Origin of the sequence: Herbaspirillum sp. C7C2 (genome assembly GCF_022627865.1) — a bacterium.
Classification (GTDB): Bacteria; Pseudomonadota; Gammaproteobacteria; order Burkholderiales; family Burkholderiaceae_D; genus Herbaspirillum; species Herbaspirillum frisingense.
This window is the reverse complement of the sequence record NZ_JABXGI010000001.1, coordinates 234,478-258,499: the sequence shown is the minus strand read 5'-3', so window position 1 is coordinate 258,499 and position 24,022 is coordinate 234,478. Positions and strand designations below refer to the sequence as shown.

Below are 24,022 nucleotides of genomic sequence, written 5' to 3'. Positions count from 1 at the left end.
GATTCTTCAACCCACTCTGCATTGCACATTGGTGCCACGAGGATGTCTGACATAAGCGGGCAAGAAAATTCGTGCAATACGATATCGGTATAGACATCGTGAATAGAACCCAAGCAACTCGCAACTGCAATCTACAGACTTTGAACCATTTTTTCTAATTTTCGGAGTCAGCTCCAGCCAGGCTTTTCAACCTCCAATAATTACAGACTTTATTGTTCATCATCAGACCTGAAGAATCAGCAATGGATCCTATATTCCTCTAGGACGTCTATAGCGAACTTGCGAAGTTACTCAGATATGCATTGCAAAAGTGTTATCCGATAAAAAAAGAGAGAGCGCCAGAACTGAACTGGCCCCTCTCTTTTTTATGCCAACTTATTGAGCACCGATGACGCTCTGCAAGTAATCGGCCAAATCCTGCAGGGTGACGAATTTCACACCGTATCTCTCTGTCAACCAATTGCAATGGGTTTTGTGGAATACAGAATTCTGCCCCGCTTTTCCCGCTTTATCATGCGTGCAAAAGAAATCATTTCCATAGCCGACGTGAGCTGCAATTGCCTCACCATCAATCCATTCATTAATTACTTCCCGTACCTTTTTAAGTTTTCCGTTCGTAATTGCTCGTTCCAAACCTTGCGGCCACCACTCGCCGTCATCAATGTCTTCGCACCCTAGTTTAATCGCCCGTGCGCGCCCCACTCCACGAGACAACAGCTCTGAATCAACTGTATTAGTCAAACCTGCACAGACAACAAACTTTTCCGCTGCGATTGGTTCGTAGCATTCGTCATCAAACCCACGTATCGCTAGACTATAGCCAAGCAATCTTGGGCCTATCAAGGCCCGCATTCCGAGATCTAGTGCCTTTTGAAAAGAAACTAAGAATTCTGCCGGTATTTCGCGCCGCTCCGAATGGCGGCCAATGGAGATCGAGACCGATAATGGTCGAGTGCTTTGCGCAGAAGATTTGCATATGATTCTCGAGCTAGCGACAACATCCACCTTGTCTTTTCTTGTAAGCGCGTCAACGGAAATCATCGCTTCGCTGAAATACCCACTAGGGCCTGTTCACATTTAATCTGCGAGATGCGTTGGCGCCAGAAGGCGTGGTGGCAAGGCGCGCGTCAGGGCTGGTGGTGGTACCACCAGTCCTGACGCGCGCCTTGCCAGCGCGCCTTCTGGCGCCAACCCTCCGGGAGAGGCCGCCAAGCGTCGCCTGCCGTTGTTGCAGCTCCTTGCCGTAGCACCACTACGGCGCGTCGCTGCGCCTAGGCAGTCAACGCTTGGCGACCTCTCGCACTCATAGATTAAATGTGAACAGGCCCTAAAAGACAAGAAAGGACATGACATGAAGAAACTCTCCATTGCGGCGATCGCCGGTGTGCTGGCGCTTTCCGGCTGCGCCGACATGAGCCCGACGCAACGTGGCACGGCTACCGGTGCAGGTATCGGTGCCGGCCTGGGTGGCATCATCGGCGCAGCCACCGGTGGTGGTGGTGGCGGACGCGCCCTGGGTGGTGCGGCCATTGGTGGCGCCATCGGCGCGGTAGCGGGCAACATCTGGTCCAACCGTATGGAAAACCAGAAGCGCGCCATGGAACAGGCAACCCAGGGTACTGGCGTGCAGGTCACCCAGACTGCGGACAACCGCCTGAAGCTGGAAATCCCGAGTGACATCTCCTTTGATACGGGTCGTGCCGACATCAAGCCCGAGATGCGTCCGGTGCTGGATCGTTTCGCCGCCACGCTGGTGGAAAATCCGGCGACCACGGTCACCATCGTTGGCCACACCGACAACACCGGCAGTGATGCCATCAACGACCCGCTGTCGCAACAGCGTGCAGCCCGTACCCGCGACTACCTGAGCTCGCGCGGCGTAGCGGCCAATCGTTTCGTGATCATGGGGCGTGGTTCACATGAGCCGCTGGTGCCGAACAATTCGGATGCCAACCGCGCCAAGAACCGCCGCGTGGAAATCTTCGTGGCCGAGCAACAGGCTGCAGCACCCGCCCAGCAAGCTCCGGCAGGCTATGCGCCGGGTGGCTATCCCCCGCCGCCTCCGCCGCGTTATTGAGCTTGAGATGGACAGCCGGAAGGTGCCATGCGCACCGCCGGCAACTGGCGCCTTCGCAGCATGACAGGGCGGCCGGAAATGAAAAATCCCCGAATTCGATTCGGGGATTTTTTTTGACGACGTATGATTTCCGGCGGGATGCAGGTCTTACTTGGCAGGTGCGTCTGCAGCGGGTGCGGCACCTTCAGCGGCGGCGGGCGCCTTTGCTTCCGGTTCCTTGAACTTGCCACCGGACTGGTTGGCCATGTAGGCCACGGTACGCTGGATTTCCACATCGTCCAGGTCTGGATTGCCGCCCTTGGCGGGCATGGCGCGCAGACCGTTGATAGCGTGCGTGACCAGGGTGTCATAGCCTTGTGCGATCCGGGCTTGCCAGGAAGCGGCATCGCCCACCTTGGGGGCGCCTGCCACGCCGGCGCCATGGCAGGCGGCGCAGGTGGTCTTGTAGACTTCTTCGCCCGAAAGCAGTTGCTTGGGGCCGTTGGCATCGCGGAAAGTGAAGCCGTCATCGGAGACGGGCTTGATGCGCGCCGCGATCATCTCGGGCGTCTGACTGTCGGAGCCGGCCCCGGTCTTCTGGCCGTTGGTCACGTACTGCACCAGTAGCACGATGCACACGATGGGGACCATAAAACCTGCGACTACCGCTGCGATCAATTGCTTGGGAGTCTTGATTGCCGACTCGTGTTCATGCTGAGCTGAGCTCATTGGCGTCCCTCCGTAATGTTTCCTCGAAATTGGGGCGGAAAACGTCGGTTCCCTTTGTATCGCCTGGCATTGCGTGGAACTAGGATCAGGCAGGGCTTTCATTGCGCTCTCTCGCCGAACTCTTGATTATAGTCACAATGCTTTCCGTTTGACACGGAAAAACCGCCAGCGCCATGGACGTCCAGAGGGAAAGGGGGTATCCTTCAGGCCTTTCCGGGGTTCGCCCCGTCAGCGCGGCTGTAGCTCAGTGGATAGAGTATTGGCCTCCGAAGCCAAGGGTCGTGGGTTCGATCCCCGCCAGCCGCGCCACTTTCCCCCTTCGCCGTCACCTGCCCGCCGCCCTGTGCCCTGCAATGTCGGGCCGTCCTGTCGGAAGCGCCTTCAGCCAGTCTTGAAAAGGATTGGTCACTCCGGCAAAGCAGACACCCACGCGATACAAAATTATCAAAACAGCAACGTATTCTGCTGGGAAATATTATCCTTTGCTTATACGGCAAATACTTTGCGCGATATCAATGTCCAGCCGGCGCAGGTCGACATTGTGAGATGTTTGATATGTCTCTCAGCCTGCAGGCTGCGGATGCGCGGCACGGCATTGACGCTTAGTCTTGTCCCGTTTCTTGTTTCATTTCGCGCAGACACTCATCCAGCGCCTGGTCCCAGTCGGGAAGAGTGATGCCGAAAACGCGCGTGAGCTTGTCCGTGCACAAGCGGGAATTGCTCGGACGTTGCGCCGGCGTCGGATACGCCGCACTGGAAATGGGTGCCACCTCGGCGGGCGATAGCTGTGCTTGCAGGCCCAGGGCCGGCATGGCTTCCACAATGCGGCAGGCGTACTGCTGCCAGTTGGTGGCGCCGCGCGAGCTGAGGTGATACACGCCGCGGGTGTGTTGCATGCGAGAGTGCAGCGCCATCCTGCCGTCGTCCCCCAGCATGCGCGCTACGACGTCCGCTATTGTGCGAGCCCAGGTCGGCGCTCCCCACTGGTCGGCAACAATGCTCAACTGCCTGCGCTGCTGGGCGAGTTGCAGGATGGTGTTCAGGAAATTGCGGCCGTGGGCAGAATAGACCCAGCTCGTTCGCAGTATCCAGGCGGCATCGCACTCTTCCAGCACGGCGATCTCACCATCCCGCTTGCTGCGACCGTAGACGTTCAGTGGTGCCGTCAGGTCATCTTCCCGGTAGGGTTCAGACTGCATGCCATCAAACACATAATCGGTCGAGAAGTGAATCAGCCCGATACCGTGGTGCCGGGCCGCGCGCGCCAGTACCCGGGGGGCGACGGCGTTGATGGCAATGGCCACCTCAGGTTCGCTTTCGGCCTTGTCGACAGCAGTGTAGGCCGCCGGATTGATGATCAGGTCGGGCCGGGTTCGGTCCACGTAGCGGAGGATGGCCGCACTGTCTTCAAGATTCAGCTCAGAGCGTGTGGGAGTGAATAATTCTTCGCCATGCAGTCGTTGCGCCAACGCTTGGCCCACCTGCCCCGATGCGCCAGTGAGCAGGATGCGCAAGCGCTTCATTCGAACACCGCGGCCTGCGCCAGCGGAATCCCGTTTCTATCCTTGTCGGACAGGATAGGTTCCCCTTGCAGTTGCCAATCGATGGCCAACGCCGGGTCATTCCAGAGAATGGTGTGTTCCTGTTCCGGCATCCAGTAATCGGTGGTCTTGTAAAGGCATTCGGTCTCATCTTCCAGGACCGAGAATCCATGCGCGAATCCCGCCGGCAGCCAGAGTTGCAGCTTGTTGCTTGCGCTCAGCACCTGGCTGAACCACTGACCGAAAGTGGGCGAGCTGCGACGGATATCAAGCACCACATCCAGCACTGCACCCCGGGTGACCCGCACCAGCTTGCCCTGTGCCTGCGGGAGCTGGTAGTGCAGACCGCGCACGACGCCGCGCGCGGAGAGGGAGTGGTTATCCTGTACGAAACGGACATCGGCCCCGGTCCGTGCGCGGAAGTCGCGCTCGTTGAAGCTTTCGTAGAAGAAGCCGCGACTGTCGCTGAAGACCTGGGGTTGGATCAGCATCAGGCCCGCTAGGGGAGTGGGGGTGACCAGCATGGAATGGTAGCCGCGATGGCAGTTAATAACTCATTTCGGTCAGCAGCTGAAGCAGATACTTGCCATAGGCATTGTTCTTCAACGGCTCGGCAAGCCTCTCCAGCTGGAGGGCGTCGATATAGCCTCGACGATAGGCGATCTCTTCCGGGCAGGCGACTTTCAGGCCCTGACGCTTCTCGATGGTGGCGATGAACTGGCCTGCATCCAGCAGCGATTCATGGGTGCCGGTATCGAGCCAGGCGATGCCGCGTCCCATCAGTTCCACATGCAATTGCCCACTTGCCAGGTAGCTGCGGTTGATGTCGGTGATTTCCAGCTCCCCACGCGCCGAGGGGCGGATGGTGCGGGCAATGTCGACCACCTGGTTGTCGTAGAAGTAGAGGCCGGTCACTGCGAAATTGGATTTCGGCTCCGCCGGTTTTTCTTCGATGCCGATTACCCGGCGTGACGGGTCGAATTCGACCACACCGTAGCGTTCCGGATCCTGTACATGGTAGGCAAAGATGGTCGCGCCATCGGTGCGGGCATTGGCCTGGCGCATCGGCGGTTCCAGGTCGCGTCCGTAGAATATGTTGTCTCCCAGAATGAGCGCACAAGGATCATTGCCGATGAAATCCTGGCCGATCAGGAAAGCCTGCGCCAGTCCGTCGGGCGAGGCCTGTACCGCATAGCGGATCTGCAGGCCCCATTGCCGGCCGTCTCCCAGCAGTTCGGCAAAGCGCGGCGTATCGCGCGGAGTGGAAATGAGCAGGATATCTCGGATGCCAGCCAGCATCAGGCTCGATAGCGGGTAGTACACCATCGGCTTGTCGTAGATCGGCATGAGCTGTTTGGAGGCAACCTGGGTGGCCGGGTAAAGCCGCGTGCCAGAGCCTCCGGCGAGGATGATGCCCTTGCGGCGCACCGGCGGGGTCGTATCGCTCATATCAGTGCTCCCGGTGGATGATCGCCGTATTGCTGCCGCAGCCAGTTCAGGTAATCGCCCGAGCGCACCTGGCGTACCCATTCACCATGCGCCAGATACCACTGCACCGTTTTGCGGATGCCGGTCTCGAAGGATTCCGCCGGTTGCCAGCCCAGTTCGCGTTTGATCTTTCCGGCGTCGATGGCATAGCGACGATCATGTCCGGGCCGGTCCTTGACGAAGGTGATCAGGTCGCGATAGCTGCCTTGCGGTCGCGCCGCGAGTTCATCCAGGATATCGCAGAGGGTGTGCACCACGTGCAGATTGGTATGTTCGTTGCCCCCGCCGATGTTGTAGGTCTCGCCTACCGTACCGTTGGCCAGAACTGTTCGCAATGCGGCACAGTGATCGGTCACGAACAGCCAGTCCCGGATCTGCATGCCGTCGCCGTAGACAGGAAGGGGATTTCCCGCGAGGGCGTTGGAAATGACCAGCGGGATCAGCTTTTCCGGGAAGTGAAAGGGCCCGTAGTTGTTGGAGCAGTTGGTGGTCAGTGTCGGCAATCCATAGGTTTGATGATAGGCCCGCACCAGATGGTCGGATGCCGCCTTGGACGCCGAGTAGAGGCTATTGGGCGCATACGGTGAAGCTTCCGTAAATGGCGCATCTTCCGGCGCCAGGCTGCCATAGACTTCGTCGGTGGAGATGTGCAGGAAGCGGAAGTCCGTTTTTTCCGGGCCCGGCAGCGTCAGCCAATACTGCAACGCCCTGTTGAGCAGATTGAAGGTGCCATTGACGTTGGTACGGATGAACTCGTCGGGACTGCGGATGGAACGATCGACGTGGCTTTCGGCGGCGAAGTGAATGATCGCGCGTGGGCGATAGCGCGAGAGCAAGGTAGCCATCGCTGTCTCATCGCAGATGTCGGCTTGCACGAAGGCATAGCGCGTATCTTTCTCGACCGCATCCAGGTTATAGGGATTGCCGGCGTAGGTCAGCTTGTCGATGTTGAGCACGGGTTCGGCCGTGCTCTGCGTCAACCAGTCGAGGATGAAGTTGCTGCCGATGAAGCCGGCACCGCCAGTGATGAAAATCATGGGGCGGCCCGGTTCAGCAGGGTTGACGGCGGCAGACCACCTGCAGGTTGACGAGGGTAATCATGCTGGTCCTGTTGATTGGTACGGGATAGCGCGATTATGTCAGAGTCGCAGGCCGGTTCGCAGCATTTGGACGCAATCGTCTGCGGGGTCAGTCTGCATGCGCCGAAATCCGGCAAGGCAGCCGGGTGTGCCCCTGCCCCGGCCGAAGCAGCCGGGGCAGGGGGGGCAGCCTGCTTACTTGGTGGCCGCCACGGCATCCAGGATCACCTTGGCCACGTCGGCCGGACGCGATTGCTGCGGCACATGGCTGGTCGGCAGTTCGGTGGTCTTGGCGTTGATCTGCTTGGCGAAGGCGCGTTCCAGGTCGGGCTGGATCATGCGGTCGTTCTTGCTGACGATGTACCAGCTGGGACGGGTCTTCCAGGCGGCGGTCTCGACCTTGTCGCCGAAGGCTTTCAGGGCGATCGGACCTTGGGTCGCGGCCATCACGGCAGCCTGCTTGGCCGGCACATCCTGGGCAAAGTCAGCGGCCAGAGCGGACGGCGGCAAGCTGGCGAAGCCGGCCTTGTCCACGGACAGCTTCGCAATGCCCGGCGGAACCGGCAGGTCCTTGCCCAGATCGCCCGTGGCCTGGCCGGCGTCCGGTGCGAAGGCGGCCACATAGACCAGGCTGGCGACCTTGTCATTGTTGCCGGCTTCGGTGATCACGGTGCCGCCCCAGGAGTGGCCGACCAGCACCACCTTGCCCGGTTGGTTGTCGATGGCGCGCTTGGCTGCAGCCACGTCGTCGGCTAGCGAGGTCAGCGGATTCTGCACGGCGGTGACCTTGATACCCTTGGCTTGCAGCAGCGGGATCACCTTGGCCCAGTCGGAGCCGTCGGCGAATGCGCCGTGGACGATCACCACCGATGGCTTTTCGGCAGGTTCGGCAGCCATGGCGCTGCTGCCGGTGAAGGCGGCGGCGACGGCGAGCATGCCTAGGCCGGTCTTGAGGCTGAAGAGGCGGGAAGTTGCTTTCATGATGTTCTCCTTGGGAAGGTGGTTGGGGTGTTCGTTTCAGTGAGGCCAGTATAGGAATGCGCTCCGGCCACCGGTATCGGTCAATTGACCGACCCGGGGTGGCAGCGGGTGTGCGCGGCGATAGTGGCCCCTCATGCCGGCCCTGCCCATTAACCGAAGAGTTGATTGCCTCACGCTCGGAGTTGCCGCTACAGTGTCGGGATGCTTCCCGACGTCATTTCATCCGGCAGTGCCGCGCCTGCCCCAGCCAGCGATCTGGCTGCCTCCGATCCGCTTGCCTGCGGTGTTCCGATGATTTCCGCCGAGGTAGCAGTGCATGTCCTGGCGCTGGTGGGCGATCTGAGCATGGGGCAACCCCCCGCCCAGTCGCAGCGCGCCGCACGGTTGGCGGCCCAGGTGGCACAGCTGGACGGCGCCGGTGCGCAAGACATCCTGCATGCGCGCCTGGTGGCCTTGCTGCGCTGGTCGGGCTGCACCGCCAATGCCGCAGGTTTCGCCAACCTGCTGGGCGACGACGTCGGTGGTCGGGAGGCCATGCTGCGTCATGGCTTGCCACCAGACCATCCGCTGACCTTTTCCAATATCGAACCGCTGGCGCGCATCCATTGCGAGGTCGCCGGCGATGTGGCCGGTATGCTGAGCCTGCCGCCCGCGGTGGAGGCCGGACTGCGCCATGTCTGGGAGCACTTCGACGGCAGCGGGGCGCCACAACAACTGAGCGGCGACCAGGTGCCGGCGCTGGTGTATTACACCAGCCTGGCGGGCGACCTCGACATCCTGGGCCGCACGCACGGTACCGACAGTGCCATCCGCATGCTGCTTGCCTCCGGCGGCATCAAATACCCGGCACCGTTGGCAGAACGCGTGGCAGCGCAGGCCGGCGCATGGCTGGCTGCGCTGGACGGGCAGGACACGCTGGCATCCTCTGGTGAGCTGCCCGCCCATGAGGTGCCGCTGAGCATCGTGGCGGACCTGATCGAACTGAAGCTGCCCTGGTTGACAGGTTATTCGCGTCGCGTCAGCGAACTGGCGGCGCGGGCTGCCGCGCTGGCGGGTCTGCCACCCTTGCAACAGCAAGGGCTGGTGCGTGCCGCCTTGCTCCACGGCATCGGTCGGGTTTCCGTTTCCAACACCATCTGGGAGCGCGCGGGGCGTCCTGGCGTGGACGACTGGGAGCGCATCCGCCTGGCACCCTACTGGACGGCGCGCGCCGGCGCATTGATTCCGGCCCTGCGCGAGCACACGGCCCTGGCCTCCCAACTCTATGAGCGCCTGGACGGCACGGGCTATTTCCGCAGTTTGGACCGCGACATCCTAGGCCAACCCGCGCGCCTGCTGGCGGCGGCTGCCGCCCACGCCGCGCTCTGCGCCCGCCGCCCATGGCGGGCCGCGCTGACCATGGGCGAGGCTGCCGACCTGCTCACTCAGCAGGCGGCGGACGGCCTGTTCGACGCCGATGCCGTGCGCTGGGTACTCGCTGCCGCCGCAGGCGACGCCGGCAATTCCTTGCCCGTACCGGTCCGCAAAGGGTTGCTGTCGGAACGCGAGGTCGAGGTGTTGCGGCGCATCAGCCTTGGTGAAAGCAACAAGGAAGCCGCCCGGGTGATGCAGATCAGCCCGTCCACGGTGCGTACCCACGTGGAGAGCATTTTCCGCAAGCTGCATTGTTCTACGCGGGCTGCAGCCACACTCAAGGGCCTGAACCTGGGCCTGATCTGAAGACCGTATTTCTACTGCATGCCAGGCGGGCCGATCCTGCCCGTCGCGGTCCGGGCTCACGTTTCTTGAGTTGCTTCGCTGTGCTGCAACATATGACCTCGAACGCGAGCTTGGTCGTCTGACAACTTCCAACTTCCTGACAAAATGTCAGTACAATCGCCGCTCGATTGCGAGCGCCCGGCCAATTTCCGTAAATCATTGAATTTGCGGGATATTTTTCTGGCCCTGCAGGACATTTTTGATTAAATTGAGCGCTGTTCGCAAAACCGGCGACGTTTTTGGCCTTTTGTGCATTCTTGCCAGCAATTTCAGTGCAGCTTGTGCAAACCTGAACAAACAGTCAGCAGGGGAGAACCCGCTCCGCGCGAAAAGAGGATGGCTGCCATGCATGGATCAGCAATCGTTCTTGTTGCAGTGCAAAAAATCGAAGTGGCTGCCTTTTTGCCACAACTCGCCGCGAAGTGCCCCAGATAAGGCCCCGATCTGGCCGCAAAAGGTTTGACTTACCGGAAAACGAACCTTTATAATCGCCGGGCTTTTAAGCTGCCGTCTGCCCTTAAGGGGTGCGGCGCATGCACGATATTGGATAGATATGCTGCGCATCATTCTCTTGCAGCTCGTAGCCACGGTCGTCGCTGCTTTGGTCGCAGGTATGTTGGGTGGACTTTCGGCGCTTTGGTCTGCTCTGCTGGGCGGGATTTGCTGTGTCGTCCCCAACGCCCTGTTTGCCCTGCGACTCCATGTCAGTGCACAGAAACCCGGTGGTACCAACCCGATGGCCTTTTTCTTCGGGGAATTTATCAAGATTGCTACGACGTTTGCGCTCATGGGCGCGACCGTTTGGTTGTACCACGGTGTCAATTGGCTCGCATTTCTGCTGAGCTTCATCGTGGTGCTTAAGAGTTATTTCATTTTACTGTTTAGACACCGACCATGACCGTAGAAGCCGCTGAGCACGCGCCGACAGCCTCTGAATATATTGTCCACCACCTCGGACACCTTTCCACCCATCACCAGACCAAGATCGTCGATTTCTCGATCCTGAACGTGGACACCATCTTCTGGTCCGTGTTCTGCGGCGTGATTGCCTGCTTCTTCATGTTCCTGGCCGCCCGCAAGGCGACCTCGGGCGTGCCGGGCCGCTTCCAGGCCTTCGTCGAGATGGTCGTGGAAATGGTCGAAGACCAGTCCAAGGCCATCGTGCATGGCGACCGCACCTTCATCGCTCCGGTGGCACTGACCGTGTTCGTCTGGGTTGCCCTGATGAACTCGCTGGACTTCCTGCCGGTGGACCTGGCCTCCGGCATCCTGGGCCTGTTCGGCCTGGGTGAAATGCACCACCGCATCGTTCCGACCGCCGACCTCAACGGCACCCTGGGCATCGCCCTGGGCGTGCTGGCCCTGATGCTGTATTACAGCGTCAAGATCAAGGGTGCCGGTGGCTTCATCCACGAACTGTTCGCAGCACCGTTCGGCATCTGGCTGGCGCCGTTCAACCTGCTGCTGAACATCATCGAATTCGCCGCCAAGACCGTGTCCCTGGGCATGCGACTGTTCGGCAACATGTATGCAGGCGAACTGTTGTTCCTGCTGATCGCATTGCTGGGATCGACCGCGACCGCATTCGGCTTCATCGGCCATGTGATCGCCGGTTCTATCTGGGCAATTTTCCACATCCTGATCGTGTTGCTCCAAGCATTCATCTTCATGATGTTGACACTGGTTTACCTGGGCCAGGCGCACGAAGCGCACTAACACAAGGCTTGCAGTACCTGTTTTTCAGTTTGTTTTTTGGTTTTGTATTTAATTAACTTTTCTTAAGGAATTGTCATGACTGATGTCTCTTTCGTTGCTCTGGCTTGCGGTTTGATCATTGGCCTGGGTGCTATCGGCGCTTGTATCGGTATCGCGATCATGGGCGGTAAGTACCTCGAAGCATCCGCACGTCAGCCTGAACTGATGAACACCCTGCAAACCAAGATGTTCCTGCTGGCCGGCCTGATCGACGCCGCCTTCCTGATCGGCGTTGGTATCGCCATGCTGTTCGCATTCGCAAATCCGTTCATCGCCAAGTAATTCGCGCTTCATAGCCGATTCTCATCTGCCGGACGATTGGTTCCGGCACTCGTTATTCTGAGAAGGAAATTACCGTGAACTTAAATGCAACATTGATTGCGCAGTTCGTGGTCTTCTTCATCCTCGCCGGCTTCACGATGAAATTCGTGTGGCCGCCGTTGATCAAGGCGCTCGACGAACGCGCCAAGAAGATTGCGGACGGGCTGGCAGCCGCTGACCGCGGTAAGGCCGATCTGGCCGCCGCCGAAAAGCGCATCCAGGGCGAACTGGCATCGGCACGTGATGAAGGCCAGAAGCGTATCGGCGAAGCCGAAAAGCGCGCTCAGCTGATCATCGAAGAAGCGAAGAAGACGGCCGCTGAAGAAGCAGCCCGCATCGTCGCCGCTGCGCGTGCCGACGCCCAACAGCAAGTGAACCAGGCGCGTGAAGAACTGCGCGGCCAGGTCGCAACGCTCGCCGTCAAGGGCGCGGAACACATCCTCAAGCGCGAAGTGAATGCTGCGGCCCACGCCGACTTGCTGAATCAACTGAAGACAGAGCTGTAATATGGCCGAACTCGCAACGATCGCTCGTCCTTACGCTGAAGCCTTGTTCCGTGTGGCCAAGGCAGGCAGCCTGGCAGCCTGGTCCGATCTCGTCGACGAGATGGCCCAGGTGGCAGCGCATCCTGAGGTGCAGGCCCTGGCGCAGAACCCTTCCGTATCCCATGACAAGCTGGCTGACGTCTTCGCTGCCGCCTTGAAGACCCCGCTGTCCGTCGAGGCGCAGAACTTCGTCAAGACGCTGGCTGACAATGGCCGTCTGGTGCTGCTGCCGGAAATCGCCCAACAATTCCATGCGCTCAAGAACGCATCGGAAGGTTCGGCCGATGCCAACATCGTCAGCGCCTTCGAGCTCAGCGATGCCCAGGTCAAGGATGTGGTCTCGGCACTGGAGAAGAAGTTCGGCCGCAAGCTGAACCCTTCGGTGACGGTGGACAGCAGCCTGATCGGTGGTGTGCGCGTTGTGGTCGGCGATGAAGTGTTCGATACCTCCGTGCGCGCGAAGCTGCAGCAGCTGCAAGCTGCTCTGGCCGCGTAAGTGCCTCTGGCTGGCTAAGCGAAAGAACAATTTTTAGGAGTTAGTATGCAACTCAACGCATCTGAAATCAGCGAGCTGATCAAGAGCCGGATCCAAGGCCTTGGCGATACCGCTGAGATTCGCAATCAGGGCACGGTCATTTCCGTGTCCGACGGTATCTGCCGTATCCATGGTCTGTCCGACGTGATGCAAGGTGAGATGCTGGAATTCCCGGGCAACACCTTCGGCCTGGCGCTGAACCTGGAGCGTGACTCGGTGGGCGCCGTTATCCTGGGCGAATACGAACACATTTCCGAAGGCGACGTTGTCAAGTGCACCGGCCGCATCCTGGAAGTGCCCATCGGTCCTGAACTGAAGGGCCGCGTGGTCAACGCACTGGGCCAGCCGATCGATGGCAAGGGTCCGATCAACGCCAAGCTGACCGCCCCGATCGAAAAGATCGCTCCGGGCGTGATCGCGCGTCAGTCCGTGTCGCAACCGATGCAGACCGGCCTGAAGTCGATCGACTCCATGGTGCCCGTCGGCCGCGGCCAGCGCGAGCTGATCATTGGCGACCGCCAGACCGGCAAGACCGCTGTCGCGATCGACGCCATCATCAATCAAAAGGGTCAGAACATGACCTGCATCTACGTCGCGATCGGCCAGAAGGCTTCGTCGGTCAAGAACGTGGTGCGCGCACTGGAAGCGCACGGCGCGATGGAATACACCATCGTCGTGGCCGCTACCGCCTCCGAATCGGCTGCGATGCAATACGTTTCGGCCTACTCGGGTTGCGCCATGGGCGAATACTTCCGCGACCGCGGTCAAGATGCCCTGATCGTCTATGACGACCTGTCCAAGCAAGCCGTGGCCTACCGTCAGGTGTCGCTGCTGCTGCGCCGTCCGCCGGGCCGTGAAGCCTACCCTGGCGACGTGTTCTACCTGCACAGCCGCCTGCTGGAACGTGCTGCCCGCGTGAACGCCGACTACGTCGAGAAGTTCACCAACGGTGAAGTCAAGGGCCAGACCGGTTCCCTGACCGCACTGCCGATCATCGAAACGCAGGCGGGTGACGTGTCGGCCTTCGTTCCGACCAACGTGATCTCGATCACCGACGGCCAGATCTTCCTGGAAACCTCGCTGTTCAACGCCGGTATCCGTCCTGCGATCAACGCCGGTATCTCGGTGTCGCGCGTCGGTGGTGCTGCCCAGACCAAGGTCATCAAGAATCTGTCCGGCGGTATCCGTACCGACCTGGCACAGTACCGTGAACTGGCTGCCTTCGCGCAGTTCGCTTCCGACCTGGACGAAGCCACCCGCAAGCAGCTGGACCGCGGTGCACGTGTGACCGAACTGCTGAAGCAGGCTCAGTACACCCCGCAATCGATCTCGATCATGGCCGTGACCCTGTTCGCCGTCAACAAGGGCTACATGGACGACGTCGAAGTGAAGAAGATACTGGCCTTCGAAGCCGGTCTGCACAACTTCATGAAGACCAGCCACGCTGACCTGTTGAAGAAGATCGAAGACACCAAGCAACTGGATAAGGATGCTGAAGCAGCCCTGGCGGCCGCCATCGCTGACTTCAAGAAATCCGGCGCGTACTAATTTTTACTGAAGCTATAAGGAGTCTTACTCATGGCTACAGGTAAAGAGATACGTGGCAAGATCAAGAGCGTAGAAAATACGAAGAAGATCACCAAGGCGATGGAAATGGTCGCTGCATCCAAAATGCGCAAGGCGCAGGACCGGATGCACGCAGCCCGCCCGTACAGCGACAAGATCCGCAACATTGCGGCCAACCTGTCGCAGGCCAATCCGGAGTACGTGCACCCGTTCATGGTCCAGCAGGAGTCGGCCAAGCGCGTTGGTTTCATCGTCGTCACGACCGACAAGGGTCTGTGCGGCGGCATGAACACCAACTCGCTGCGTCTGTTGACCACCAAGTTCCGTGAACTGGAAGGCCAAGGCAAGTCCATCGAGACCGTCGCCATCGGCAACAAGGGTCTGGGTTTTCTGAATCGTATCGGCGCCCGCGTGGCCGCCAACGTGACGCAACTGGGCGATACGCCTCACCTGGAAAAGCTGATCGGCCCCGTCAAGGTGCTGCTCGACGCATACCAGGAAGGCAAGCTGGACGCGGTGTACCTGGTGTACACCAAGTTCATCAACACGATGAAGCAGGAAGCCACCCTGCAGCAGCTGCTGCCGCTGACCAGCGACAAGCTCAAGGCTGATGAGGGTGCGCACTCCTGGGACTACATCTATGAGCCCGATGTGCAATCCGTGGTGGACGAGCTGCTGGTGCGTTACGTTGAAGCACTGATCTATCAGGCCGTCGCCGAGAACATGGCGTCCGAGCAATCGGCGCGCATGGTGGCGATGAAGGCGGCGAGCGACAACGCCGGTAGCGTGATCGGCGAGTTGAAGTTGGTCTACAACAAGACTCGTCAGGCCGCGATTACCAAGGAACTGTCGGAAATCGTCGCCGGTGCGGCCGCAGTTGGCTGATCAGCTAACGTAGCGCAGCGAAACAGAATTTAAATTTTATCTATTGAAGGAACGAAAATGGCTGATGGCAAAATCGTTCAGTGTATCGGCGCTGTGGTGGACGTGGAGTTTCCCCGCGATGCGATGCCCAAGGTTTACGATGCCTTGAAATTGGAAGGTTCGGATCTGACCCTGGAAGTCCAGCAGCAGCTGGGTGACGGCGTGGTTCGTACCATTGCGCTCGGTTCGTCGGACGGTCTGCGCCGCGGCCTGACCATCTCGAACACCGGCAAGGCAATCACGGTGCCGGTCGGCACTGCGACCCTGGGTCGCATCATGGACGTGCTGGGCAACCCGATCGATGAATGCGGTCCTGTCTCGCACGAGCAAACCGCTTCGATCCACCGCAAGGCTCCTGCATACGACGAACTGTCGCCGTCGCAAGAGCTGCTGGAAACCGGCATCAAGGTGATTGACCTGGTCTGCCCGTTCGCCAAGGGTGGTAAGGTCGGTCTGTTCGGTGGCGCCGGTGTCGGCAAGACCGTGAACATGATGGAACTGATCAACAACATCGCCAAGGCGCACAGCGGTCTGTCCGTGTTCGCCGGTGTTGGTGAGCGTACCCGTGAAGGTAACGACTTCTATCACGAAATGGCAGAAGCCAAGGTGGTGGACCTGGAAAACCCGGCCAACTCCAAGGTGGCCATGGTCTACGGTCAGATGAACGAACCGCCGGGCAACCGTCTGCGCGTGGCGCTGACCGGCCTGACCATCGCCGAAGGCTTCCGTGATGAAGGCAAGGACGTTCTGTTCTTCGTCGACAACATCTACCGTTACACCCTGGCCGGTACCGAAGTGTCCGCGCTGCTGGGTCGTATGCCGTCCGCCGTGGGCTACCAGCCGACGCTGGCCGAAGAAATGGGCCGTCTGCAAGAGCGCATCACCTCGACCAAGACCGGTTCGATCACCTCGATCCAGGCCGTCTACGTCCCTGCGGATGACTTGACCGACCCGTCGCCGGCAACCACCTTCGCCCACTTGGACTCGACCGTCGTTCTGTCCCGTGACATCGCCTCGCTGGGTATCTACCCCGCCGTCGATCCGCTGGACTCGACCTCGCGCCAGCTGGACCCGCAAGTGGTCGGCCAGGAACACTACGAGACCGCCCGCGCGGTCCAGGGTACCCTGCAGCGCTACAAGGAACTGCGTGACATCATCGCGATTCTGGGCATGGACGAACTGGCTCCGGAAGACAAGCTGCTGGTGGCACGTGCACGTAAGATGCAACGTTTCCTGTCGCAGCCCTTCCACGTCGCCGAAGTGTTCACCGGTTCCCCGGGCAAGTACGTTTCGCTGAAGGACACGATCAAGGGCTTCAAGATGATCGCCAGCGGCGAACTGGACCACCTGCCGGAACAAGCGTTCTACATGGTCGGTACCATCGAAGAAGCAATCGAAAAAGCCAAGAAGATCAACTAAGACTGACCGGCTTCGGCCGGTTCCGCTGTTTGGCGGGGCAGGCAGGGCAGGGAAGCATTCTTTGATTTTCGGCGCCGCCACCCTTCAGGGTGGCGGTCCATCGACTAGGAAACGACATGGCACATACTATTCACGTGGACGTGGTCTCGGCGGAAGAGGAAATCTTCTCCGGCGAGGCGGAATTCGTCGCGTTGCCGGGCGAAGCGGGTGAGCTGGGTATCTACCCACGTCACACCCCGCTGATCACGCGCATCAAGCCAGGTGCTGTCCGTATCAAGGTGTCGGGTCAGGCGCACGAGGAATTCGTGTTCGTGGCCGGTGGCCTGCTGGAAGTGCAGCCGGACGCCGTGACCGTGCTGGCCGACACCGCGATCCGTGGTGCCGACCTGGACGAAGCCAAGGCCGCCGAAGCCAAGCGTCTGGCCGAGGAAGCGCTGGTCAATCGCGACTCCAAGATCGACCACGCCGCAGCCCAGGCCGAACTGGCCGCCGCAGTGGCACAGCTGGCTGCGATCCAGAAGTTGCGTCAGAAGCGCTGATCACTCGGCGTGTCCTCACTCCAGTGGGGACGAAGGCAGTAAATCGAAAGGCAGCCTCGGCTGCCTTTTTTCATGCTCATCGCGAATCGGTCGCCGTACTCTGTACTGCATCTTGCGGCGCAAGCCGACCTTTCCCATCCCAGACGTACCTTCTTCTGGCTGCCTTACTTAACCTGTATCAAGCTGCCTGGCGGCACGCCTGCCGTCATGCTCATGTTCGGGTAAAGTGAGCCCTTCGATGCGCCGTGGCGAACCAAATCGGCGTGCGTAAATCATTTAGATGATATGGGCGCCGAGCGCCCATTCATCCTCAGCAGGAGCACACATGTCTTCAGCCGTCTCGCCTTCTTCCTCCGCCGCCCTGTCCTCACGCGTCAATGGCAAGCCCATCATCGCCGTGGTCGGACTGTCCAACCGCCCCGAGCGGGCCAGCTTCGACGTTGCCGCCTACCTCCAGTCGGCGGGCTATCGCATCGTTGCAGTCAATCCCATGTACGCCGGGCAGACCATACTGGGCGAACAGTGTCACGCCAGTTTGCAGGAGGCCAGCACGGCCTTGGCGGGGCAGGGCCTGAGGGTGAGCATCGTGGATTGCTTCCGCAAGTCGGCCGACATCCCACCGGTGGTGGAAGAAGCCATCGCCATCGGTGCCGACTGCGTCTGGATGCAGCTGGACATCGTCAATGAAGCAGCGGCGGCCCGCGCCCGCGCCGCAGGCCTGAAGGTCGTCATGGACAAGTGCATCAAGATCGAGCACGCCATGGGGGAATTGCACGGCGTGCTGTAAAGGGCTCCACCTGCAATACGGACATTCACTGATAGCGACAAAGCGAGACAGCATGGCAAAGAAGATCGGCCCACCATTCACCGTCCATCCCAAGTTCGTCCTGAAAGAGAGCGAAGCCTCCAACAAGCCCCTCTCCAGCGGCGACAAGGAAAAGGACAAGGCCACCGTCCAGGCCCTCGCCGCCAAGATCGGCCTGCAGCAGCAGATGCTCTACGCCGGTCACAAGCACAAGGTGCTGGTGATCCTGCAAGGCATGGATACCAGCGGCAAGGATGGCACCGTCAATGACGTGTTCGCCGCCGTCAATCCCCAAGGTATCCGCATCGCCAACTTCAAGGGGCCGACGGCCATCGAGCTGGCACACGATTACCTGTGGCGCGTACATGCGCAGGTACCGGTGGCAGGGGAGATTGCGGTGTTCAACCGCAGCCATTACGAGGACGTGCTCATCACCCGCGTCCATGACTGGATCGATGACAAGGAATGCCAGCGGCGCTATCGTCAGATCAACGATTTCGAGCGCATGCTGTGGGAAACCGGGACGGTGGTGTTGAAGTTCTTCCTGCACATCTCCAAGGCCGAGCAGAAATCACGCCTGCAATCCCGCATCGACGACCCCAACAAGCACTGGAAATTCGATCCCCAGGATCTGGCCGAGCGCAAGTTCTGGGATGCCTACCAGCAGCGCTATCAGGAGGTGCTGCGTGCCACCAGTACCCTGCATGCGCCCTGGTATGTGGTGCCGGCGGATTCCAAGACCCATCGCAACCTGCTGGTGGCCAATGTGGTCCTGGAAACACTGCAGAAGCTGAAGCTGAAATTCCCCGATGCCAAGCCGGAACTGAAGAACCTCAAGTTCGACTGAGCGCCCGGCCATCGGGATGCCGGCGGACTACTTCAGCCACTTGTCGAAGATCTGCTGGTATTCGCCAGTGGCCTTGGCCAGGTGCAGCCAGGTGTCCACATACGCCTTGAAGGCCAAATCGCCACGCGGCAGCAGGTAGGCTTTTTCGGCGAACTGCAGCGGCTGGTCCGGAGTCACCGGGCAAAGTTCAGGATGCAGCTTGGATTGCCACAGGGTCTCGCTGGCATCGGTCACCATCACGTCGGCCTTGCCATCCACGATCTGCTGGAAGATCGTCACGTTGTCCGGGTGCAGCAGGAGCGTGGCGCGCTTGTAGCGGGCACGGGCGAAGCGCTCGTTGGTGCCGCCCGGATTGACGATGGCGCGGGTACCCGGCTGGTCGATCATGTCGAAGTTACGGAACTTGTCCTTGTCGGCACAGCGGATGATGGGGGCCTTGCCATCCACCATGGTGGGTTCCGAGAAGGCGGCCTTGCGGGCGCGGTCCAGGGTGATGGAGACGCCACCCATGGCGATGTCGCACTGGGCGATGAAGTCGTTCATCAGCGTGCTCCAGGTGGTCTTGACGAACTGCGCCTCTACGCCCAGCGACTTGGCCAGCGCCTGCCCCAGTTCCACATCCATGCCTTCGAAGGTCTGGTCGGGCCGGTAATAGGTGAAGGGCTTGTAGTCGCCGGTCATGCAGATGCGCAGCTTGCCGGCCTTGAGTACCTGGTCCAGGCGCGACGCCGGGACGCTGTCCTCGGCGCGGGCCGATGACAAGGTCAGTGACAGCACAGCCAGACCTGCCAGCAGGACGGCGCGGATAGTGTTCTTCATGGATTCTCCTTGTGGATGATTGCGCGGGATCGGCCCGATCTCTGTTCGGTTCTTGTGCGGTTCTTGTTGATTTGAAAGGCCGGCTGGGCGAGCACTTCGCCAGCCGGGCCATCATAGCAAAACCCGCTGCCACGACCTGCATCAATATCAGCGCACGCCGATAGCGACAATTAGCCCGGAAGCCCCGCCCGTAGGATGCGATAATGCCGGATTGTCCTCAGAGCGCATTGCAGGCCGACCATGTCTTCTTCCACGTCTCCGTCCACCTCTCAGTCCACCTTCGCTCCGCTGAAGAACGATACCTTCCTGCGAGCCTTGTTGCGCCAGCCCACCGACTACACCCCGCTGTGGCTGATGCGCCAGGCCGGCCGCTACCTGCCCGAATACCGCGCCACCCGCAGTCGCGCAGGTTCCTTCATGGGCCTGGCGACCAACCCGGACTACGCGACCGAAGTCACGCTGCAGCCGCTGGAACGCTATCCCCTGGACGCCGCCATCCTGTTCTCGGACATCCTCACTGTTCCCGACGCCATGGGCCTGGGTCTCTATTTCGCCGAGGGCGAGGGCCCCAAGTTCGAGCGCCCCCTGCGCGATGAAGCCGCGATCCGTGCGCTGCAGGCCCCGGACCTGGAGCGCCTGGATTACGTCTTCAAGGCGGTCACCCAGATCCGTCGCGAGCTCGATGGCCGGGTTCCGCTGATCGGCTTCTCCGGCAGCCCCTGGACGCTGGCCTGCTACATGGTCGAAGGTGGTGGCTCGGACGATTTCCGCCTGGTCAAGAGCATGCTCTACAGCCGCCCTGACCTGATGCATCACATCCTCAAGACCAACGCCGCTGCGGTAGCCGCCTACCTGAATGCGCAGATTGCCGCCGGTGCGCAGGCCGTGATGATCTTCGATACCTGGGGCGGTGCGTTGGCCGATGGCATCTACCAGCAATTCTCCCTGGCCTACATGCAGCAGGTGGTCAGCCAGCTCCAGCGCAAGCAGGATGGCCAGCAGATTCCGGTGATTGTCTTCACCAAGGGCGGTGGCCTGTGGCTGGAGCAGATCGCCGCCATCGGCGCCGACGCCGTAGGCCTGGACTGGACCGTCAACCTGGGCGACGCACGGCGCCGTGTGGGCGACAAGGTCGCCCTGCAAGGCAACCTGGACCCCAACGTCCTCTTCGCCGGCGACGACGCCATCCGCGCTGAAGTCCGCAAGCTGCTGGAGTCATTCGGACGTCCTGGCCCCGGCAGTGGCCACGTCTTCAACCTGGGCCATGGCATCTCCCAGCACACCCCGCCGCAAGCCGTGGCGACCCTGGCGCAGGCGGTGCACGAAATGAGTCGTGCCATGCGCGGCTGATCGTGCGCGTATCTGTCGTTATCTGTTCATATCTGTGCAGCGGGATAAGTTAATATGCACATCCTTGCCGGTCGGACCTGACTTATACACATTCGCCGGCGTTTTCTGATTGAGAATCAAACTTATTGGAATATGAACGGCAAGTGCAAGACGGTGTTTGTAAGTCCTTGATTTTCATGGATTTATTTTTGTCGAATAAATGCCTGGTCTGTCCGTAAGCCGCTGTGGTATTAGCTCTCGGACTTGTCAAGAGGCACTTGTCAACAAAGTTATCCACAGGCACTGTGCATAATGGGCAAAAGCGTTTACAAAACCGCCGCTTATCGAAGTATTTGAAGAATTACTTTAAGTTTGTAGGACAGTACGCGCAGGTCGGTGCAGGAAAAAGCCAGGGTTTTTTTGTCAGCCAGCACTTGACAAATGCCCTTCGCCTGATCCGCAAACCGGGACTTATGCACATAAAAGGCATGCCGCATTTGCACAAACCGTCTAAGCAAATTTTTTTCCCGTGCTAAGACGAACAATTTTAAGTCATTGATTTTATTGGACTAATTTTTTGCCCTGCATTTGGGCAGCGCGCCGTAAGCCTCGCCCAGTCTACGCGTGGCGATGTCAAGAGGCATTTGTCCCCAAAGTTATCCACAGGGTTTGTGGATAGGTTGAAAAATGACGATTAAACCGGGGCTTAGGCCGGTTTTTCAGGATTTACATTAAGTTCGTGGAACAACGTCTGCTTCAGGTCGCGCTCGATACGCCCCTGCATACCGTCTTTGATTACCGCTGGAAGGCCAGTTCGCCGGATGAGCCGTTGCCGGCGATCGGCCAACTGGTGGTGGTCCCCTTCGGCCGCCGCGAAGCCGTCGGCGTGGTCGTCGGCCAGGATGCGCAGACCGACCTGCAGGCCGACAAGATCAAGGACGTCATCGCCGTGCGGCACCAGTTGCCGCCGATGTCAGCGCATTGGATGGCACTGTGCGGCTTTGCCGCCGACTACTACCAGCGTCCGCTGGGTGAGGTGATGCTGCCGGGGCTGCCCAAGAATCTGCGGGCCCTTACCACGGTGGCGCTGGACAAGGCACTCAAGGCCCTGGGCCGGCTTGCGCCCGCCACCAAGGGCAAGCCCAGGTCCAGGAAAAAGGCGGCGGTGGCCGCCACGGTGGACGAAGCCATCGTCGATCCTGTGTTGGCCGGTCCATCGCCGGACCTGCTGCAACTGGGTGCCGCGCCGCCGCTGAACCCGTCCCAGCAGCAGGCGGTCGATGCGATCGCCGGCGCCGAGGGTTTCGCCCCGTTGCTGCTGTATGGCGTCACCGGCAGCGGCAAGACCGAGGTCTACCTGCAGGCTGCCGCCGCCATCCTGCGTCGCGCGGCAGAGCAGGCCAGCTCATCCGGTTCGCCTGAGCCTGGCCAGCCGACGCCGGCCCCCGCCCAGATCCTGGTCCTGGTGCCGGAAATCAATCTGACCCCGCAGCTGGAAGGCAACATCCGCGCACGTTTCCCGCATCTGAACGTGGTCGCCCTGCACAGCGGCCTGGCCGAGGGCGAGCGTGCCCGCAACTGGCTGGCGGCCCACCTGGGGCAGGCGCACATCTTGCTGGGGACGCGACTGGCGATCCTGTCGTCGCTGCCGTCACTGAAGCTCATCGTCATCGACGAGGAACACGATCCCTCCTACAAGCAACAGGAAGGCCTGCGCTACTCCGCGCGCGACCTGGCCGTCTGGCGTGCGCACCAGCTGGGCATCCCGGTGGTGCTGGGCTCGGCCACGCCCTCGCTGGAAACCTGGCAGCACGCCCAGGCCGGCCGCTATCGCCGCCTGGAACTGCGCCAGCGCGCGGCCCTGCAGGCGGTACTGCCCAGCGTCAAGGTGATCGACATGGAACGCGACAAGCCCGTCGACGGCCTCACATCAACCCTGATCGCGGCCGTGCGCAAGCGCCTGGAGCAGGGCGAGCAGTCGCTGCTGTTCCTCAACCGGCGTGGCTATGCGCCGGTGCTGGCCTGCGACGCCTGCGGCTGGATCAGCAACTGCATGCGCTGCGATGCCTTCATGGTGGTGCATCGCCCCGAGCGCCGCCTGCGCTGCCACCATTGCAGCCTGGAACTGCACATCCCACGCGCCTGCCCGACCTGCGGCAACGTCGACCTGCAACCGTTGGGACGCGGCACCCAGCGGGTCGAAGAGGGCCTGCATGGCATCTTCCCCGAGGCCCGCATCCTGCGCATCGATGCCGACTCCACCCGCCTCAAGGGCTCGGCCCAGAGCGCTTTCGACAGCGTGCACCGGGGCGAGGTCGATATCCTGATCGGCACCCAGATGGTGGCCAAGGGGCATGACTTCAAAAAGCTCACCCTGGTGGGCGTGCTCAATCCCGACACCGCCCTGTTCTCGCACGACTACCGCGCCAGCGAGCGCCTGTTCGCGCAACTGATGCAGGTGGCCGGCCGCGCCGGCCGTGCCGGGCTGTCGGCCGATGGCAGTTCGGGCGAAGTGCTGATCCAGACCCGCTATCCGCATCACCCGCTGTACCAGGCCGTGATCCGCCACGACTACGATGGCTTTGCCGGTGAATTGCTGGACGAGCGGCGCCAGGCGCATTTCCCGCCCTTCATGTACCAGGCACTGTTGCGCGCCGAAGGCCGCGAACTGGAGATCGCCATGGGCTTCCTGAAGGAAGCGGCCACCTTGCTGGACGCCCCGGCCATCACCATCAACGAACCGATCCCGATGACCATGATGCGGGTGGCCAATGTCGAGCGTGCCCAATTGCTGATCGAATGTCCCTCGCGTCCGACACTGCAGGCTTTCCTCAAGGAATGGCTGGCCTTGTTGCGGCAGATGAAGACCCGCGCGCGCTGGTCGCTGGAAGTCGATCCGGTCGATATCTGAGACGGCCCGGGCCGGGTTTTGTTGTGATTACGGCATCTTTGCCTCGGCAGGGCGCCGGACTGCACGCAAGCCGCT

General features: G+C 60.6%; 23 protein-coding genes and 1 tRNA gene. 16 read left to right on the top strand and 8 right to left on the bottom strand.

Annotation, left to right across the window (positions count from 1 at the left end; translation table 11 throughout):
* Positions 1-375: 375 nt before the first annotated feature.
* Positions 376-1,041, bottom strand: a complete 666-nt coding sequence (locus HWE04_RS01230) for a hypothetical protein (RefSeq protein WP_241811259.1) — start codon at positions 1,039-1,041, stop codon at positions 376-378.
* 310 nt (positions 1,042-1,351) lie between these two features.
* Here HWE04_RS01230 and HWE04_RS01225 point away from each other — a divergent pair, with 310 nt between their 5' ends.
* On the top strand, positions 1,352-2,077 hold the full coding sequence (locus tag HWE04_RS01225; protein WP_006461322.1) for an OmpA family protein: 726 nt from the start codon (positions 1,352-1,354) through the stop codon (positions 2,075-2,077).
* Positions 2,078-2,224: 147 nt separating this feature from the next.
* Here the strand turns inward: HWE04_RS01225 and HWE04_RS01220 are convergent, their stop codons facing one another.
* Positions 2,225-2,785 carry a c-type cytochrome gene (locus tag HWE04_RS01220; protein WP_006461323.1) on the bottom strand — a complete coding sequence of 187 codons (561 nt, stop codon included), beginning with the start codon at positions 2,783-2,785 and terminating at the stop codon, positions 2,225-2,227.
* 233 nt (positions 2,786-3,018) lie between these two features.
* Here HWE04_RS01220 and HWE04_RS01215 point away from each other — a divergent pair.
* Positions 3,019-3,094, top strand: a tRNA-Arg gene (locus HWE04_RS01215).
* Between the two features lie 293 nt (positions 3,095-3,387).
* On the opposite strand, the gene rfbD is transcribed toward HWE04_RS01215, so the two are convergent.
* The 5 genes from rfbD to HWE04_RS01190 form a co-directional block, all read right to left on the bottom strand.
* Complete coding sequence (gene rfbD, locus HWE04_RS01210) at positions 3,388-4,308, bottom strand: dTDP-4-dehydrorhamnose reductase (protein ID WP_241811258.1); 921 nt, start codon at positions 4,306-4,308, stop codon at positions 3,388-3,390.
* Positions 4,305-4,850, bottom strand: a complete 546-nt coding sequence (rfbC, locus tag HWE04_RS01205) for a dTDP-4-dehydrorhamnose 3,5-epimerase (protein WP_241811257.1) — start codon at positions 4,848-4,850, stop codon at positions 4,305-4,307. Before rfbC ends, rfbD begins: the two co-directional genes overlap by 4 nt.
* 22 nt (positions 4,851-4,872) lie before the next feature.
* A complete protein-coding gene (rfbA, locus tag HWE04_RS01200) occupies positions 4,873-5,775 on the bottom strand; it encodes a glucose-1-phosphate thymidylyltransferase RfbA (protein WP_241811256.1) in 903 nt (300 codons plus the stop codon).
* Positions 5,772-6,851 carry a dTDP-glucose 4,6-dehydratase gene (rfbB, locus tag HWE04_RS01195; RefSeq protein ID WP_077236249.1) on the bottom strand — a complete coding sequence of 360 codons (1,080 nt, stop codon included), beginning with the start codon at positions 6,849-6,851 and terminating at the stop codon, positions 5,772-5,774. The genes rfbA and rfbB overlap by 4 nt, the downstream gene beginning before the upstream one ends.
* A 237-nt stretch (positions 6,852-7,088) precedes the next feature.
* Positions 7,089-7,874 carry an alpha/beta fold hydrolase gene (locus HWE04_RS01190; protein WP_241811255.1) on the bottom strand — a complete coding sequence of 262 codons (786 nt, stop codon included), beginning with the start codon at positions 7,872-7,874 and terminating at the stop codon, positions 7,089-7,091.
* A gap of 201 nt (positions 7,875-8,075) precedes the next feature.
* On the opposite strand from HWE04_RS01190, the gene HWE04_RS01185 reads away from it, so the two are divergent.
* The 12 genes from HWE04_RS01185 (at position 8,076) to HWE04_RS01130 (ending at position 18,888) form a co-directional block, all read left to right on the top strand.
* Positions 8,076-9,593 carry an HD domain-containing phosphohydrolase gene (locus tag HWE04_RS01185; protein WP_241811254.1) on the top strand — a complete coding sequence of 506 codons (1,518 nt, stop codon included), beginning with the start codon at positions 8,076-8,078 and terminating at the stop codon, positions 9,591-9,593.
* Between the two features lie 592 nt (positions 9,594-10,185).
* On the top strand, positions 10,186-10,530 hold the full coding sequence (locus HWE04_RS01180) for an ATP synthase subunit I (RefSeq protein WP_077236247.1): 345 nt from the start codon (positions 10,186-10,188) through the stop codon (positions 10,528-10,530).
* Positions 10,527-11,348: a F0F1 ATP synthase subunit A gene (atpB, locus tag HWE04_RS01175; RefSeq protein ID WP_034330986.1), complete on the top strand. Its 822-nt coding sequence runs from the start codon at positions 10,527-10,529 to the stop codon at positions 11,346-11,348. The genes HWE04_RS01180 and atpB overlap by 4 nt, the downstream gene beginning before the upstream one ends.
* A 75-nt stretch (positions 11,349-11,423) precedes the next feature.
* A complete protein-coding gene (atpE, locus tag HWE04_RS01170) occupies positions 11,424-11,669 on the top strand; it encodes a F0F1 ATP synthase subunit C (protein ID WP_006461334.1) in 246 nt (81 codons plus the stop codon).
* A 74-nt stretch (positions 11,670-11,743) separates the two neighbouring features.
* Complete coding sequence (locus HWE04_RS01165; RefSeq protein ID WP_006461335.1) at positions 11,744-12,214, top strand: F0F1 ATP synthase subunit B; 471 nt, start codon at positions 11,744-11,746, stop codon at positions 12,212-12,214.
* A gap of 1 nt (position 12,215) precedes the next feature.
* Positions 12,216-12,749, top strand: a complete 534-nt coding sequence (locus tag HWE04_RS01160; RefSeq protein WP_077236246.1) for a F0F1 ATP synthase subunit delta — start codon at positions 12,216-12,218, stop codon at positions 12,747-12,749.
* A 45-nt stretch (positions 12,750-12,794) separates the two neighbouring features.
* Positions 12,795-14,336, top strand: coding sequence for a F0F1 ATP synthase subunit alpha (gene atpA / locus HWE04_RS01155; protein ID WP_006461337.1), 1,542 nt, complete (start codon positions 12,795-12,797; stop codon positions 14,334-14,336).
* Between the two features lie 30 nt (positions 14,337-14,366).
* A complete protein-coding gene (atpG, locus tag HWE04_RS01150; protein ID WP_006461338.1) occupies positions 14,367-15,239 on the top strand; it encodes a F0F1 ATP synthase subunit gamma in 873 nt (290 codons plus the stop codon).
* A 57-nt stretch (positions 15,240-15,296) separates the two neighbouring features.
* Positions 15,297-16,697: a F0F1 ATP synthase subunit beta gene (gene atpD / locus HWE04_RS01145; protein WP_006461339.1), complete on the top strand. Its 1,401-nt coding sequence runs from the start codon at positions 15,297-15,299 to the stop codon at positions 16,695-16,697.
* Between the two features lie 116 nt (positions 16,698-16,813).
* Positions 16,814-17,236 carry a F0F1 ATP synthase subunit epsilon gene (locus HWE04_RS01140; RefSeq protein ID WP_006461340.1) on the top strand — a complete coding sequence of 141 codons (423 nt, stop codon included), beginning with the start codon at positions 16,814-16,816 and terminating at the stop codon, positions 17,234-17,236.
* 325 nt (positions 17,237-17,561) lie between these two features.
* The gene (locus tag HWE04_RS01135; RefSeq protein ID WP_006461341.1) at positions 17,562-18,023 is read left to right on the top strand and encodes a CoA-binding protein; all 462 of its coding nucleotides are present in this window, start codon (positions 17,562-17,564) and stop codon (positions 18,021-18,023) included.
* Positions 18,024-18,075: 52 nt separating this feature from the next.
* A complete protein-coding gene (locus tag HWE04_RS01130) occupies positions 18,076-18,888 on the top strand; it encodes a polyphosphate kinase 2 family protein (protein ID WP_102662774.1) in 813 nt (270 codons plus the stop codon).
* Positions 18,889-18,915: 27 nt separating this feature from the next.
* Here the strand turns inward: HWE04_RS01130 and HWE04_RS01125 are convergent, their stop codons facing one another.
* Positions 18,916-19,707, bottom strand: coding sequence for a transporter substrate-binding domain-containing protein (locus tag HWE04_RS01125; RefSeq protein ID WP_241811253.1), 792 nt, complete (start codon positions 19,705-19,707; stop codon positions 18,916-18,918).
* Between the two features lie 240 nt (positions 19,708-19,947).
* On the opposite strand from HWE04_RS01125, the gene hemE reads away from it, so the two are divergent.
* Positions 19,948-21,057 carry a uroporphyrinogen decarboxylase gene (hemE, locus tag HWE04_RS01120; RefSeq protein WP_039873801.1) on the top strand — a complete coding sequence of 370 codons (1,110 nt, stop codon included), beginning with the start codon at positions 19,948-19,950 and terminating at the stop codon, positions 21,055-21,057.
* Between the two features lie 718 nt (positions 21,058-21,775).
* Entirely contained in the window at positions 21,776-23,947 is a 2,172-nt protein-coding gene (locus HWE04_RS01115) for a primosomal protein N' (RefSeq protein WP_241811252.1), read from the top strand.
* The last annotated feature ends 75 nt before the right edge of the window (positions 23,948-24,022 follow it).